Origin of the sequence: Haladaptatus sp. W1, from assembly GCF_001723155.1 — an archaeon.
GTDB classification, from domain to species: Archaea; Halobacteriota; Halobacteria; order Halobacteriales; family Haladaptataceae; genus Haladaptatus; species Haladaptatus paucihalophilus.
In genome coordinates this window covers 15478-30494 of the sequence record NZ_MEIH01000371.1, presented here as the reverse complement: position 1 = coordinate 30494, position 15017 = coordinate 15478, and the positions used below count along the sequence as shown (strand labels likewise).

General features: G+C 61.3%; 12 protein-coding genes, 1 tRNA gene and 1 pseudogene. 5 read left to right on the top strand and 9 right to left on the bottom strand.

The window, feature by feature from the left end:
- Positions 1–102: 102 nt before the first annotated feature.
- From thsB to BG842_RS22370, 4 genes are all read right to left on the bottom strand, one after another.
- Entirely contained in the window at positions 103–1752 is a 1650-nt protein-coding gene (thsB, locus tag BG842_RS22385; protein ID WP_069452529.1) for a thermosome subunit beta, read from the bottom strand.
- A 318-nt stretch (positions 1753–2070) separates the two neighbouring features.
- The gene (locus BG842_RS22380) at positions 2071–2631 is read right to left on the bottom strand and encodes a hypothetical protein (RefSeq protein ID WP_069452528.1); all 561 of its coding nucleotides are present in this window, start codon (positions 2629–2631) and stop codon (positions 2071–2073) included.
- Between the two features lie 73 nt (positions 2632–2704).
- Positions 2705–3322 (bottom strand): CAP domain-containing protein, encoded by a 618-nt coding sequence (locus BG842_RS22375; RefSeq protein WP_069452527.1) that lies wholly within the window; start codon positions 3320–3322, stop codon positions 2705–2707.
- A 78-nt stretch (positions 3323–3400) separates the two neighbouring features.
- Positions 3401–4357 carry an ABC transporter permease gene (locus BG842_RS22370; RefSeq protein WP_069452526.1) on the bottom strand — a complete coding sequence of 319 codons (957 nt, stop codon included), beginning with the start codon at positions 4355–4357 and terminating at the stop codon, positions 3401–3403.
- Between the two features lie 311 nt (positions 4358–4668).
- Here BG842_RS22370 and BG842_RS22365 point away from each other — a divergent pair, with 311 nt between their 5' ends.
- The 3 genes and pseudogenes from BG842_RS22365 to BG842_RS22355 all read left to right on the top strand — a co-directional run bounded on the left by BG842_RS22365 (position 4669) and on the right by BG842_RS22355 (position 8322).
- Complete coding sequence (locus BG842_RS22365) at positions 4669–5874, top strand: ABC transporter permease (RefSeq protein ID WP_069452525.1); 1206 nt, start codon at positions 4669–4671, stop codon at positions 5872–5874.
- Complete coding sequence (locus BG842_RS22360) at positions 5871–6896, top strand: ABC transporter ATP-binding protein (RefSeq protein ID WP_069452524.1); 1026 nt, start codon at positions 5871–5873, stop codon at positions 6894–6896. The genes BG842_RS22365 and BG842_RS22360 overlap by 4 nt, the downstream gene beginning before the upstream one ends.
- A pseudogene (locus tag BG842_RS22355) lies at positions 6893–8322 on the top strand (ABC transporter ATP-binding protein). Before BG842_RS22360 ends, BG842_RS22355 begins: the two are co-directional and overlap by 4 nt.
- Before the next feature lie 211 nt (positions 8323–8533).
- On the opposite strand, the gene BG842_RS22350 reads toward BG842_RS22355, so the two are convergent.
- The 5 genes from BG842_RS22350 to BG842_RS22330 all read right to left on the bottom strand — a co-directional run bounded on the left by BG842_RS22350 (position 8534) and on the right by BG842_RS22330 (position 11200).
- Positions 8534–8615 (bottom strand) — tRNA-Ser (locus BG842_RS22350).
- Between the two features lie 42 nt (positions 8616–8657).
- Positions 8658–8846, bottom strand: coding sequence for a hypothetical protein (locus BG842_RS22345; RefSeq protein WP_069452523.1), 189 nt, complete (start codon positions 8844–8846; stop codon positions 8658–8660).
- Positions 8847–8848: 2 nt separating this feature from the next.
- A complete protein-coding gene (locus BG842_RS22340) occupies positions 8849–9229 on the bottom strand; it encodes a Rid family detoxifying hydrolase (RefSeq protein WP_007982282.1) in 381 nt (126 codons plus the stop codon).
- Positions 9230–9298: 69 nt separating this feature from the next.
- Entirely contained in the window at positions 9299–10510 is a 1212-nt protein-coding gene (ilvA, locus tag BG842_RS22335; RefSeq protein WP_069452522.1) for a threonine ammonia-lyase, read from the bottom strand.
- Between the two features lie 162 nt (positions 10511–10672).
- Positions 10673–11200: a hypothetical protein gene (locus BG842_RS22330; RefSeq protein ID WP_254663393.1), complete on the bottom strand. Its 528-nt coding sequence runs from the start codon at positions 11198–11200 to the stop codon at positions 10673–10675.
- Positions 11201–11365: 165 nt separating this feature from the next.
- Here BG842_RS22330 and BG842_RS22325 point away from each other — a divergent pair, with 165 nt between their 5' ends.
- Both BG842_RS22325 and BG842_RS22320 read left to right on the top strand, forming a co-directional pair.
- Positions 11366–13708: a DEAD/DEAH box helicase gene (locus BG842_RS22325; RefSeq protein WP_069452521.1), complete on the top strand. Its 2343-nt coding sequence runs from the start codon at positions 11366–11368 to the stop codon at positions 13706–13708.
- Positions 13709–13998: 290 nt separating this feature from the next.
- Positions 13999–14982: a hypothetical protein gene (locus BG842_RS22320; RefSeq protein ID WP_083252702.1), complete on the top strand. Its 984-nt coding sequence runs from the start codon at positions 13999–14001 to the stop codon at positions 14980–14982.
- Positions 14983–15017 lie beyond the last annotated feature (35 nt).

Sequence of the window (15017 nt, the reverse complement as noted above, 5' to 3'; positions counted from 1 at the left end):
GCTTCGCCCGTTCGACATTCGAGGTTTCTTCGAAACCTCGCTCACATAGCCTTGGCCGAGGGAACCTCAGCCGTGCAATGAAATTTCTCCTTTCGTCGAAATTTACATTGCGCCGCCCATACCGCCCATGCCGCCCATGCCACCCATGCCGCCAGGTGCGCCGCCTTCGTCGCCACCCTTGTCGGTGGAGAGTTCGCCGGCCGAGATGATGTCGTCTATTTTGAGGACGAGGTTCGCGGCCTCGGTGGCGCTGGAGAGCGCCTGCTCCTTGGCGTGTGCGGGTTCGACGATGCCCGCCTCGAACGTGTCTTCGACGTCGCTGCTGAAGACGTTCAGGCCAGCGCGCTTGTCGCCGTCCTCGTGGGCCGCACGGAGGTCGACGAGCGTGTCGATGGAGTCCAGTCCGGCGTTCTCGGCGAGAACGCGCGGGACGAGTTCGAGCGAGTCGGCGAACGCCTCGACGGCCAACTGCTCGCGGCCTTCCACGCTGTCGGAGTAGTCGCGGAGTCGGGAGGCGAGTTCGACTTCGATGGCACCGCCGCCGGAGACGACTCGTCCGTCGCTGACGGTCTGGGCCACGACGTCGAGCGCGTCTGTGATGCCGCGTTCGAGTTCGTCGACCACGTGGTCCGTGGAGCCGCGGAGGAGGAGCGTGACGCCGTGTGCGTTGTCGCCGCCGCTGACGTAGAACAGTTCGTCGCTCTCGTCGCGGGTGACGCTTCCTTCCGCCACGTCGTCCTCACTCGCACTGTCGAGGTCCGAGACGATGGTCGTGTTGAGAATCTCGCGGAGGAACTTGATGTCGCTCTTCTTCGTGCGACGGACGGCGAGGATGCCCTCCTTGGCGAGGTAGTGCTGTGCGAGGTCGTCGATGCCCTTCTGGCAGAAGACGACGTTCGCGCCGGTGTCCTTGATCTGCTCGACCTTCTCCTTCAGCTGGGCTTCCTCGCGGTCGAGGAAGTTCTTGAGCTGGTCGGGGTCGTTGATGGAGATTTCGGTGTCGACGTCGGTCTCCTCGACTTCGACGGCTTCGTTGAGGAGGAGAACCTTCGCGTCCTCGACCGAGGTCGGCATATTGTCGTGAACGGGGTCCTTGTCGATGACGCCGCCTTCGAGCAGTTCGGACTCGCCCGCGGAGCGGCCGGTCTGCGTCTCGATGTTGACGTATTCGAGGTCGACGGTGCCCTCGACGGTGACCGCCTGTACGGCGTCCACGATGATCTGGCTCAGGACTTCCTTGTTGAGTTCGGCCCCTTTGCCGGTCATGCTGGTTTCGGCGACTTTGCGGAGGAGTTCCTCGTCGTCGGTGTCCACTTCGTCGGCGATGTTGTCGACTTCCTCGCGGGCCTTCTCGCTCGCCAGGTGGAACCCTTTGATGACCGCCGTCGGGTGGATGTCCTGTTCGAGGAGGTCCTGTGCGTTCTTGAGGAGTTCGCCCGTGACCGCGACGGCCGTCGTCGTGCCGTCACCCGCTTCGTCCTCTTGGGTTTCGGCGACTTCGATGATCATCTCGGCCGTCGGATTGTCGATGTCCATCTCCTTGAGGATGGTCACGCCGTCGTTCGTGATGGTGACGTCGCCCATCGAATCGACGAGCATCTTGTCCATCCCTTTCGGGCCGAGTGTGGAGCGTACCGCGTCCGCAACCGCTCGCGCCGCGGTGATGTTGTGTTCCTGCGCGTCCTTGTCCTTGACTCGCTGGGAATCTTCGGACATTACGATCATCGGCTGACCTTGCATGCGCTGACTCATAGTACAAGAGCGACTATGTTTGTGCTTCTATATAAATCTTTATCCAGCCGTTCGTTAGGATACTGTATTCGATTTTCTCTCAACGTGGGAAATCGCTGTAAGGCGGCCGGGGACACCGAAAATCATGTCGGTAGTTAACACGACTCTTTTTCCTCGACGCTCGTCTCAAACATCTATTTATATACTCTGATGCTCGGTGGCTTTTCGCTCGAACGTTGCCACTTTTCTTCCTCCTTTCCTCGCTCGACGCATCCGCTGGTGAGTGCTTCGTTCCGTTTCTCATCCTCTCCCGTTTCCCTCGTCGTGGCTCGTCGCGGATTACTCGTCTTTCGGCACTTCCGTGTGGCCGAGCCTGAGGTTTCGATAGTAGTACATGTGTGTCGCCCCGGAGACGGTCACCAGTGCAGCGAGTCCGACCGCCCACCCGATGTCCGGGACGAGGCCGAGCGGTCCGGCGTCGAACCACGCTCCGGTCAGCAGTGCAAGACTGATACAGCCCAACACGAAATAGTACTCGGACCACGGGAGGTTGTTGTCAGGGATTATTTCGAGATACGTGTTCAGCGGTTCCGCCTGTTCCGTCAGCGTGACGTCGCCGTGTGCCGCATCGTAATCGATGAATCCCGTTTCGTCGAGTTTCGGAAGATGCGCTTGTTGCAGCGTGTTGTACACCCGCTTGCGTTGTTGTGAGGTCACTTCCTCGACGGTGACGTCGTTTTCCCACGCCGCGATTTGCGTCGCGAGCTCGCCGATTTCGACCGGTCCTTCGTTCCGTCGTAAGTAGTGAATCGCGTATCGTCGGCGTCGATTACTAAGTATCTGAAATATAATGTCTCTGGACAGCGGCGTCTTCTCCATCCCGTCGGCTCGTTTACTCATTAGATGTCGACCTGTCGACCGCGAATGTTTGTTTTCGAGAGGTGTCTCAAGCTATTTAATATTTTGCCCGGATTCAGCAGAAGTTCTCCGTTGCGTATACACGTCCGCTCTCGGTGTAGGTGATGCCGATTCCCTCTCGCTCCCAGTGTTTCGAAAGGATGTTTTTTCTGTGTTCGGGCGAATGCATCCACTGCGTCACGAGTCCGCGAGCCAACGCTCTCGCGGTTCGATACCGAACGACGTCTCCGGTATCGGTTCGTACTCGTAAATCGAAGTACGTGTACGCGATGTTTTCCCCCGCACCGCGAAGACAGTGGTAATCCTCTCGGCGATAGCGGTCGCCGGGGTCGACACCCGTCGGTGAGACGTGTTCGAAATACCCTTTCCGTCCCATATCGGCGCTGTGATTTCGCGCGATGTCGCGCAACGCGGCGTCGAATTCGAGCGGGTCGAGTCCGTGTTTCGTCCGCTCCTCGTTCACCGCGACGTGAACGTAGAACTCGACCCAGCGACGGAACCGCGTCGTGTTCGGGTTCGTGAGCCGTTCCGGTCGGTCGTGTGGCACGTCGATGACTCGTGCGCCTTGTGCGGAATCCAGCGTCCGTTCGCCGGGAACGTGATAGCCCGCGAAGTACGACCCGAAAAACAGCACTGTCAGGAGGACGAGGGCGACGGGAACGAGCGAGCGCATTCGTCTGCCTTTCGACCCCGGCGAAGATGAATGTCCGGGGGGCTCGAGTCGAACGCGCGGATGGCAGTGACCCTTGAATTAGTCGTAGTTGACCCGCGGGTCCACGAGCACGTAGGCCACGTCCTGTACGAAGTTACCGACCAGTCCGATGAGGATGGGTATCATCGTCGTCGCCAGAATCAGGCCCGCATCGCGGCTCTTGATGGCTTGGAACGCGAGCGACCCGAATCCGGGGATGCCGAACACCATCTCCACGACGAGGAGCGTGATGAACAGCATGGTGAGCGTCTCGGTGAAAAACAGCGAGACGAGCGGTAGCGCGGCGTTCCGGAGCACGTGCCGCGCCACGTCCCGCGCGGTTGCGCCGTTCGCCCGGAGCGTCTTCACGAACTCGGCGGGAACGTATTCGAGCGACGTGGACCGCGCGTACCGAATCTGCACGGTAAGCAGGTTTATCGTGACGACGAATATCGGGAGCAGCATGAACGGGAGGTTCTGGGGCGTCCAGAGTCCGTATCGACCGTCGAAGTACGACGCCTGAATGCTCACCCGTTCGAGGACGATAAGCGACGACCAACTCGCCAGCCAAAAGCCCGGCATCCCCAATCCGGGGTACGTGACTGCGGTGACGAGGCGGTCCACGTAGCCGTGCTGATGCACCGCCGAGTACAGCCCGATGTACGTTCCGAGGATGGTGGACAACACGACGGCGGGAATCAGATAGACGAGCGTGAGCGGAACCGCGTCGGCTAATAGCTTCGTTACCGGCGTGCCCCCGATGTTCGTCCCCCAGTCGAACGTCGTGTACGCGACGATCCACTTCACGTATCGGTCGAGTATCGGTTGGTCGTAGTTCCGCGCCGCACCGTAGGCGTGTTCGGCCTTCTCCACCGACCCACCACCCATCCCCGCTAAGAGTCCCGCGGTTCTCTGGTTGGGGTCGGGCGCGTACGCGTACACGAGAAAGATGGACGAGAGGAGGAGATACGCCGCGAATATCGTCCAGAGCGCCCGTTTGGCGATGTATCGACGCACGCTACGGCTCTCCGCCCACTCGCAATTCTTCGTCCTCGCTCGGCGCTATCGGTGCCGTTCCGCGTCGAGTCGGCGATGAACTCGTCCCCATGCTATTGATGCCCACAATTCGTCCCTTCCGAATAAATGTTTCCTGTGTTACAAACCCCACGTCGGCGTCGTCACCGGACATCCCGGCGGACGGCCCGCCTACCGATGACTATATTTTTTATACCCCTGTTGCATTGTTAGCGTTAGTCTGTCATTGAATTGTCTCGTCTGCGGGTGAGACTCCCGCCGTCACGAGACACGAGAGAAGGATTCGACCGCCCATGGCTACACGAAACGACACGTTCGATACGATAGAATGGAGCGAGTACACGACCGATTCGCGGTCGATAGCACGACGAACGGTGGCGTTTTCGCTCGTCGCGCTCGCGGTAGCTCTCGGGTTTTTCTACGACCTCTTTTTCCTTCCCGACACCGACCCCCTCGTTTTCGAGTGGAACCCGACCCCGCTGGATTGGATATTTACTCTTTCGCTCGCCATCTTCTTCTGTTACGTCCTCGTTCCGCTCGCCCAAAATCGAGAACTCACTCGCCGTCGCTGGGAGCAACTCAAAACGAATCCGGTTGCCGTCGCCAGTCTCGGCTATCTCGTCTTCTTCTTCGTTACCGGACTCGTCGCGCCGATGTTCCTCTCTCCCCTTCGGGACGCCATCGTGGCCGCGGACGGGTTCCGATACGATATCACGCCGTACCAGCCCCCGTTCGGGTTCACCGTCCCGTTCTACGGCATCGGTATCACGCGCTGTGTCGGCCAGTTAGCGAACAACGCGTGTCACGGAAGTCTCATTCACCCCCTCGGAACGACCGGCAGCGGGGAAGACCTGCTGATAGAAATCCTCCAAGGCATGCGCGTCGCGCTCGAAGTGACCCTCATCAGCGCGACGCTCATCGCGCCGCTTGCGACCGCCGTCGGAACCATCGCGGCCTACTTCGGCGGCAGGGTGGACGAAGTGCTGATGCGCTACGTGGACCTTCAACAGGCCATTCCGCCGCTGTTCGTCTTTCTCCTCCTCCAAGCCCTCTACGGCGGGAGCATCCTGCTCATGATCGCCGTGTTCGGGTTGCTCAGTTGGGGAAGCACCGCTCGACTCGTTCGGAGCGAGGCGCTCCAGAAGACCGAACTCGGATTCGTCCGCGCCGCGAAAGGTGCGGGAAGCGGCCATCTCCGGATCATCCGCGACCACCTCCTTCCAAACGTGTCGAGCACCGTTCTCGTCTCCGTGACGCTCCAGATTCCGACCCTCGTCCTCATCGAGGCAATGCTCGGCTACTTCAAACTCCACGGCGACGGGCAGAACTCGTGGGGGTATCTCATCTACGCCGCGTTCCACAACGACTTCCACCCGACGTTCCTCTGGTGGGCGGAAGTGATTCCGGTGGTCTTCATCGTCCTCACCGTCGCCTCGTTCAGCTTTTTGGGCGACGCGCTCCGCGAGATTCTCGACCCCAGAACGAGGGAGGGACTGTGACCGACCCGTTGCTTTCCGTGTCGGGACTCCGGACGACGTTCGAAACCGGCCGCGGGACCGTCAAGGCGGTCGATGGCGTTTCGTTCGACGTGAACCGCGGGGAGACGGTCTGTCTCGTCGGTGAAAGCGGCTCCGGGAAGACCGTCGCCTGCGAGTCGATAACGCGGCTGATTCCGACGCCGCCCGGCGAAATCACGGACGGTCGAATCGTCTTCGACGGCGAGGACGTCCTCGACTGCTCGTCGAGCGAACTCCGCGAGATTCGAGGCAACCGCATCGCGTACGTCTTTCAAAACCCACAGAACGCGCTCGACCCGGTGTACAGCGTCGGACGTCAAGTCGCCGAGTCGGTTCGCTATCATCGGGACGTGAGCAAGAGCGCGGCCCGTCGCCGCGCTGTCGAACTCCTCGACCGCGTCGGCATTCCGAAGGCCGAGGTTCGAGCGGACGACTATCCCCACGAATTCTCGGGCGGGATGCGCCAACGGGTCGTCATCGCCATGGCGCTGGCGGGCGAACCCGACCTGCTCATCGCGGACGAGCCGACGACGGCGCTCGACGTGACCATCGAAGCCCAGATTCTGGAGTTGCTCGCGGACTTGCAGGCCGAACGCGACATGGCGATTCTGTTCGTCACCCACGACCTCGGCGTCGTCGCCCAAATCGCCGACCGCGTGGTCGTGCTGTACGCCGGGAAGGTGATGGAACGAGGGAGCGTTCACGACATCTTCGACCATCCCGCCCATCCGTACACGCAAGCGTTGCTCGCGTGTCTCCCCGGTCGCGGCGGGAGTTTACAACCCATCGGCGGGTCGATGGCGGACCCGGTATCGCCGCCGTCGGGGTGCCGGTTCCATCCGCGGTGTCCGCACGCGACCGACGATTGCGAGCGGAGCGGACAACCGCCGTTGCAGGGCGTGACGGATTCACAACACGCGTCGTGTATCTTCTACCGCGAGGGCCGCGATTCGTCGGTCGTCCTCGGCGATGACCCCGAACCGATACAGGAGGAACAGCGATGAAATCGAATGAAGCGAACGACCCGACTGGAACGGACACGACGGCCGAACAGACTGGAACGGACGCGACGGCCGAACAGACTGAAACGGCCGCAACGGACGACCCGACCGAGGAGCACGATTCCGCGCTTCTCTCGGTCCGCGACCTGAAAAAGCAGTATCCGGTCACGGAGGGAATCACCCGAAAGGAGACGGGTCGCATCCGCGCGGTGGACGGCATCTCCTTCGACGTGTTCCCCGGCGAGACGGTCGGACTTATCGGCGAGTCGGGGAGCGGGAAATCGACTGCCGCGACGACGTTGTTGTCGCTCGAAGCGCCGACCGACGGAACGGTCGTGTTCGACGGTGACGACATCGGTACGTTCGACCGCGCCGAAACCAAGGCGTTCCGTCGTCGCGCCCAGATGGTGTTTCAGGACCCGACGACGACGTTCGACCCGCGGATGAAAATCGGCGAGTCGGTCGCAGAACCCCTCTCGATTCACGGCATGACCGACGCCGACCAGCGCCGGACGATAACCGAGGACTTACTCGGTCGCGTCGGCCTATCGGCGGAGGAGTTCGACCGCTACCCACACGAACTCTCCGGTGGGCAGAAACAGCGTGCGGCGTTGGCACGGGCGTTGATTCTGAACCCCGACTTGCTCGTCTTGGACGAACCCGTCTCGGCGCTGGACGTGTCGGTGCAGGCCGAGATTCTGTCCCTGCTTTCGGATTTGCAGTCGAAGTTCGACCTCTCGTTACTTCTCATCAGCCACGACATGGGCGTCGTCCGGGAAATCTGTGACCGCGTGGCGGTGATGTATCTCGGCGAAATCGTCGAACGCGGTTCGACCGAAGACCTGTTCCGCGACCCGCAACACCCCTACACGCGAGCCCTCGTCTCGGCGATTCCGACGCCGGACCCGGATGCGGCAACCCACCGAGTTACCCTCCGCGGCGACGTTCCCGACGCCGCCTCGCCGCCGTCCGGGTGTCGGTTCCACCCCCGATGTCCGTCGGTCATCCCCCCGAGCGGTACGACTTCGAGCAGGACGAGTGGCGGTCCGTCATGGACCTCCGCGTCGCGGTCGCGGACGACGACGTGAACCTCGACGCACTTCGAAACCTTGCAGTCGCACGTGGTGCCGCCGAGAACGAAGGAGCAGTAACCGATACCCACCTCCGCTCCGCGCTCCGCGAGGAGTACGACATTCCCGACGAGTTGACCGACGCTGACGCCGAATCGGTGCTGTCGGCCGTCCTCTCGGACGTCGTTTCGGGGACCATCGAAGATGCGGACGAACGACTTCGGGTGGAGTTCTCGACGATTTGCGAACGGAAGGCTCTCGAGGAACGGGCGACCGGTGCCGGACATCCGGCGGCGTGCCACCTCCACGATTCGGTGGCGGAACCGGACGAGGAGTGGGAATGGGCGTCGGTGGACTGATACCGAACGCCGAAACTGGGAATTGAACTCCTCCAGGCATTTCTGTTCGCTCGGTTCGATCACGGCGTCGCCGTTCGCATCGAGGCTCTCCGCGCCTCGCACTCTTTCCCGGGCATGCGACTCGTCTGCTCAAATCCATCGGCGATTTCTCGCTCAGATAGCCGTAAGCACACGCTACGCGGTGCTTACGGACTTGCTTCGCGGAGAAATACGCCGGGACTGGGATTTGAACCCAGAATCCCATAAGGGAACACGCTTTCCAGGCGTGCGCTTTGCCATTCGGCCATCCCGGCCTATCAATTCGTTACCCGGTGTAGCTTTTAAACCCTTCTCTTCTAGTTGAGTACCCCGTCGCCGACGTAACTGAGGACCGGCGCGCCGACCGCGACGACGAGCGTCGCCCCTGCCTTGACCGCTATCGAATATCGATAACCGGTGAGCAACTCGTAGCCTTGCAGGAGGACGAGAAACGAGAGGACGCCGATTGCGCCCCACAGCAGACTCGTCTTGACGCGGGGATTCACGGTTACTCGGTGCTGGCGATGGCCTCGATTTCGACACCGACGCCCTTGGGCAGGTTGGCGACCTCCACCGCGCTCCGCGCCGGTGGGTTGTCCTGGAAGTACTCCTGATACGACTCGTTCATCTCGTCGAAGTCCTCGATGTCGTCCATGAACACCGTCACCTTCAGCACGTCCTGCATGGTCAGGCCTTCCTCTTCGAGGATGCCCTTGACGTTCTCCAGACTCTGGCGGGTCTGCACCGCGATTTCCTCGTCGTCGAGGAGTTCGCCGTCGGGTGTCATCGGAATCTGTCCCGCAGTAAAGAGGATGTCACCGTTCGTCGTCGCTTGACTGTACGCACCGACCGCCTCGGGGGCGTCCTGCGTGCTGATAGTTCGCTTCATGTCGGTGTCTTCGGTCGCTAGAACTTAAACCTACGTCAAAAGGATGCGAAAAATCGAACGACCTGCAAGTCAGACGAGGACTTCCACGTCGAATCCGTTTTCGCGGAGCGAATCGAGGAGCGCCTCGACGTGCTCCGTCCCGCGGGTTTCGAGGTCGAGTTCGACCTCCGTCGCGTTCATGCCGATGTCGCGCGAGGTGCGGTCGTGCTGGATGGCGTAGATGTTGGCCTGCGCGTCGGCGATGACGTCGAGGAGCGTTCGGAGCGACCCCGGTCGGTCCTTGAGGACGGTTTTGAGTTTCACGTAGCGGCCGGTTTCGACCAGTCCGCGCATGATGACCGTCGTGAGGAGGTTCATGTCGATGTTGCCGCCGCTGAGGACGGGAACGACGACTTCCCCGTCCTCGTAGTCGAACGCGCCTTCGAGGATTGCGGCGAGCGACGTCGCACCCGCTCCCTCCACGAGCGTCTTGCCCCGTTCGAGCAGGTAGGCGAGCGCCACCGCGATTTCCGAATCCGAGACGGTGACCACCTCGTCCACGCGTGCGTCGATGACGTCGAAGGTCTGCTGGCCGACGCTCCGGGTGGCGATGCCGTCCGCGATGGTGTCCACGCTGTCGAGGGTCTGGACCGACCCCTTCTGGAGCGAGTCGGCGACGCTGGACGCGCCCTCCGCCTGTACGCCGACGACGCGAACGTCCGGGTTTCGACCCTTGACGGCGGTTGCGATGCCGCTGATGAGGCCGCCGCCGCCGATGGGAACGACGACGGTTTCCACCTCGGGAAGGTCGTCCATGATCTCCAGTCCGATGGTTCCCTGTCCGGCCATCACCTTCTCGTCGTCGAAGGCGTGGACGTAGGTTCGACCCTCAATCTCCTCGATTTCGTGGGCGTGCTCGGCGGCCTCGTCGTAGTCCTCGCCGTGGAGCACCGCCTCCGCGCCGTAGTTCTCCGTCGCGCGGACCTTCGAAATCGGCGCGTGTTTCGGCATGACGATTTTGGAATCGACCCCGCTCCGCGTAGCCGCCAGCGCGACGCCCTGTGCGTGGTTGCCCGCGCTGGCCGTGACGACGCCCGCGTCCTTTTCTTCCTCCGAGAGCGTCATGATGCGGTTGGTCGCGCCGCGAATCTTGAACGACCCCGTTCGCTGGAAGGTCTCCAGTTTCATGTGGACCTCCGCCCCGGTCATTCGAGTAAACGTGTGAGAATAGTCGAGCGGTGTGTGGCGGGACGTCTCGGCCACCCGGTCCCGCGCCGCCAGCACGTCTTCGAGCTCTAGCATGGTTGTCGGTAGTTTTTGCGGCGCTTTATCGTTTGGGAACCGAATCCGCGGATTTGTGTCCGTTTCAGCGCCGCTATCCCGATTTCGAGTGAGGGTTTGTAGAACCGAACGTCGTGGGTTCCCTGCTCTCTCGACCGACGTGCCAGACACTGGTTGCGCTGTCTAACAGGAGACCGATTTCGTTTCCCGGTTGGGTCCTCCGTCGAACACGAGCGTCTCGTCGAGTTGGTAGTGACCGCCGTCGGTCCCCAGTTCACTCCAATGGCGAATTCGAATCCGAGTCGGAGTATCCCCTTTCATCCGTACCGTCGCATCGTACCCGACGAGGGCCTCCTCCATCGTGCATCCCCGTGCTCCTTGCTTCTGTTCGTCAGCAACGATGAGGACGAGGGTATCGGACTCCTCGTCCATTCCGACCGTCTCTAACACGGTCTCCATACAACTCCGACCCCCGCTCTCGATTTGCCCGGAAACCTCGATTCGGCCGTTCGCGGGGATGCGTGTTACGGTGATAGCGTCCTTCCAGCATTCGAACAGCGGTTCTGTGTGGGTGTTCGCCTCGAATTCGGTACCTTCGATTCGGTCGGTTCGAAGCGACCTCCCGCCGTCGAATTCGGCGAGAACCCCGCCGCACCCCGAGAGGAGACACATCGACCCGACGACTGTCGTGCAAACAGTCCGTCGTTTCATACGGACTGTTGCACCGCTCGTGACAACTATTTTGTCATGACCCAAAGAATCATTTGAGAGATACCGGTTCGAAACTTCGGCGGTCGTATCCGACCTGCTACGTCCACCGAACTCATCGAACCGGTACAGAAACGCCTTTCTGTTCCCCACTCCCCCTACGAAACGATGCAGGTCTCCGAGGCGGTTCCACAGTTCGCGGAGGCGTTCGCCTTCGAGGAGTTCAACCGGATGCAACGCGAGATGCTTCCCGCACTGCTCGAAAGCGACGAGAACGTCGTCGCCAGCGCGCCGACGGCGAGCGGAAAGACGGCGCTCGCGGAACTCGCCATCTGCAAGGCGCTGCGCGACGACGGAACCGCGCTGTTCATCGCCCCGCTCCGGGCGCTGACGAACGAGAAGGAAAGCGACTGGGAGCGGTTCGAGGACCTCGGCTACTCCGTCTACGTCGTCACGGGCGAGCGCGATTTGAATCCCCGGCGCGCCGAGCGCGCCGACATCCTCGTGATGACGCCAGAGAAGACCGACTCGGCGACCAGAAAACACGATTCGGCCCGCTATTCGTTCATCACCGACATCGACTGCTGTGTCATCGACGAGGTGCACTTGCTCGATTCGGAAAAGCGCGGTGCCGTCCTCGAAGTCACCATCTCGCGCCTCCGCCGCCTCTGTGACCCCCGCGTCGTCGCGCTGTCCGCGACGATGCCGAACGTGGACGACGTGGCCGATTGGCTCGACGCGCCGCCGGAGGCCACCTTCGAGTTCGGGGACGACTACCGCCCCGTCGATTTGCACGCGGACGTGAAGACGTACACCCACGGGGACAACTCCTTCGCGGACAAGTACCGGCGACTCTACCGCGCCCTCGACCTCGCGGAGCCGCACATCCGCGAGGACGGGCAGGCGCTCGTCTTCGTCGCCTCCCGACAGGACACCGTACAGGCCGCGAAGAAGGCCCGCGACGAAATCGCCGAGCGCGACATCCCCATCGGCGCTCGCGGCGACTACGATTTCCACACCGAAACGCAAGAGTTGCGCAACGATACCCTCCGGAACTCCGTGCTCGACGGGGTGGCCTTCCATCACGCCGGACTGGCGAAGAACGACCGCGATAGGGTCGAGGAGTGGTTCAAGCAGGGGAAGATTCAGCTCCTCTTTTCTACCTCGACGCTCGCGTGGGGCGTCAACCTCCCCGCCCGATGCGTCGTCTTGCGCGACACCAAACTGCACGACCCGCTCGAAGGCGAAGTGGACATGAGTCCGCTCGACGTGCTCCAGATGCTCGGCCGGGCGGGTCGTCCCGGCTACGACGACGTGGGCTACGGGTGGGTCGTCTGTGACTTCAAAGATGCGGACAAATACCGGAAGCTCCTGCGCGACGGGAAGGAGATAGAATCCAGACTGGCGGAGGACTTGGACTCGCACCTCAACGCCGAAATCGCCATGGGGACCATATCGGACTTGGACGACGTGATGTCGTGGCTCAGGACGACGTTCTACTACGTCCGCGCCCAGAGCAAACCCGACGAGTACGATTTCGAGAACCACCGCGAACGCGTCAGAAACACCCTTCAGCGCCTCGTCTCGCGCGGCTTCGTCGAGCGAGGTGACGACCTCAAAATCGAGGGGACGGCGCTCGCCGTGCTCGCCTCGAAGTTCTACCTCGACCTCGATACGGCGGAACGGTTCCGCCGTCTCGCGGAAACCGAGGAGATAGACGCGTCGAAAATCCTCGAAGCGGTCGCCGGTGCGGCAGAGTTCGACAGCGTGAGTTCCCGCCAGTCCGAGCGCGACGCCATCAACTCCGTCCTCGTCGGGCAGGATTCGGGCGACCTCGAAGCGGGCGGGCGGAAGGTGCTCGCTATCCTCCGCTCCAGCATGACGGGTTCGACGCCGGGCGACCTCAGGAGCGACGCGTGGGTCATCCAGCAGAACGCGGTCCGGTTGTTCGCGGCGCTCCGGGCGTTCCTGAAGCGCCTCGACAGGCCGTTCGCCGCGAACCTCGTCACCAGAATCGAGGCCCGGGTGGAAAACGGCGTGGGGAAGAGTGCCGTCGGCCTCACCGCAATCGACGGCGTTGGTGCGGGGCGAGCCAGCAAACTGGCGACGGAGGGCCTCGAAACCCCCGCCGACGTGTGCGAGGCGGGCGTCGATGGACTGGTCGCTGCGGGCCTCTCGGAAGGCGTCGCGGAACAGGTTGAAGCGAGCGCCCGCAAACTCCCCGACGTCGAAATCGAGTGGGGGTCGTTCCCGACCCGAATCGGCCGCGGCGAGAACGACATGCGCGAGGTCACCGTGCGAAACCACGGCGACGGCGAGCAGGCCGCGATGGACGTGACCGTCAACGGGGTCGAGATGACGACGAAATCGACCTACCTCGACGGGGAAACGACCGTACCCGTCGGCGTCTTCGGCGGTACCGACGACGAGATGGAGTTCACCGTCAGCGTGGTGTTTCCCGACCTTCCCCTTCTTCCGGTTACCGACGCTCGGTCCGTTCGGGTCGAATAACCCAAACCGGGTTTTATCGTGTTCAACTCGTCTGTTGAGCGCCGATCTATGCTGTCGTGCTTCTCGTTGACGCTTGTTTCGATAGATGTCTGTTGTTATAATTCCAATTATGATTTAATAATATTATAACTAAAATTCAACGTGAAAACTCCATGTCAACAATATGGCCAATAAGATCAAGGTTAGCATTTAAATCTAACACAAGACATTTATCGTGTCCATACGATACAAATTTACTATACTTACTGCCAGGTCATATTGTGTCCCCAGATAAAACTTCCCGTCGATCCGTGCTCGCCGCCGGTGGTCTCGTCGCCAGCATCGGTATCGTTGCTGGCACCTCCTCCTTCGAGTTCCTGTCGGACGACGGGACACCCGGTGCACTCGGATTTACGGCTGGTACGGCACCCATCGGGAGTGACCCGCTCGTGCTGGTCAACACTGACGAGATTAGAGAGAACAACGCTGCGAAGCGTGTCACCAGCACGCTGTTCGCCGCCAGTCAGTTCAATGACGTTCCTACCGCACTCACCGGAATATTTTCGACCAACTCATCATCGCAAGTCGATATGAAACGTGTCGGGAAGTTGGTGTTGGTTGGTTCGAACCTATCCGACAATAGCGGTGGGGCCATCGTTTGGGCCGACTGGAACGACGACGATGTCGTTTCTGTCCTCAAACAAACGGACGAAGCGCAGGTTCGAACTGAATCCTACGGAGACCAAACGCTGTACACGTCTGGTGCGACGAGCGCGGCGGTACTCAGCGACATCGCGTTTGCGTTCGGCACGACCAAGGTCGTTCGTACCATCGTCGATATCTGGCACGGTGATCGCGCCCCTGTCGGTGGAGAGACGCTGGACTCTTTCGAACGCACACCGCTTCGGGCGACCGTCCGATTCTCGTTCGACACTCTGGGAGTACCGTGTAACGACGTATCTTCGTCGAACGTGTACGACAACGTCACTCAGATTTACGGCTCAGTTCCATCTGACGAAAACGCGGTGCGACTGCACTTGCGCGTCAAATCGAACGACGTTCGCCGCAAGGTCGCAACAGCAGCGATGGACGACCTCGAAACAGCTAGCGTCGAGAGTGAACAGAATCAGTCTAACACCGGCGGTGCGAAGCTACCGTACGATGCTGTCGAGAATATCTCGGTCGATGACAAACATGACACTGTCACGCTCACATACCGTCCAGACAACAAAGACGACGAGTACGTGCGTGCACTCGTTGAGACGCTCGTGTGCCTAGTCGGTCGTTCGCAGTAAGTCTATCTCTGCACTCCCGTTTTCGAACCACGTGG

Coding starts and splice junctions, on each gene's coding strand:
- thsB (WP_069452529.1), bottom strand. CDS start 1,752: ATGAGTCAGCGCATGCAAGGTCAGCCGATGATCGTAATGTCCGAAGAT.
- BG842_RS22380 (WP_069452528.1), bottom strand. CDS start 2,631: ATGAGTAAACGAGCCGACGGGATGGAGAAGACGCCGCTGTCCAGAGAC.
- BG842_RS22375 (WP_069452527.1), bottom strand. CDS start 3,322: ATGCGCTCGCTCGTTCCCGTCGCCCTCGTCCTCCTGACAGTGCTGTTT.
- BG842_RS22365 (WP_069452525.1), top strand. CDS start 4,669: ATGGCTACACGAAACGACACGTTCGATACGATAGAATGGAGCGAGTAC.
- BG842_RS22340 (WP_007982282.1), bottom strand. CDS start 9,229: ATGAAGCGAACTATCAGCACGCAGGACGCCCCCGAGGCGGTCGGTGCG.
- ilvA (WP_069452522.1), bottom strand. CDS start 10,510: ATGCTAGAGCTCGAAGACGTGCTGGCGGCGCGGGACCGGGTGGCCGAG.
- BG842_RS22330 (WP_254663393.1), bottom strand. CDS start 11,200: ATGAAACGACGGACTGTTTGCACGACAGTCGTCGGGTCGATGTGTCTC.
- BG842_RS22325 (WP_069452521.1), top strand. CDS start 11,366: ATGCAGGTCTCCGAGGCGGTTCCACAGTTCGCGGAGGCGTTCGCCTTC.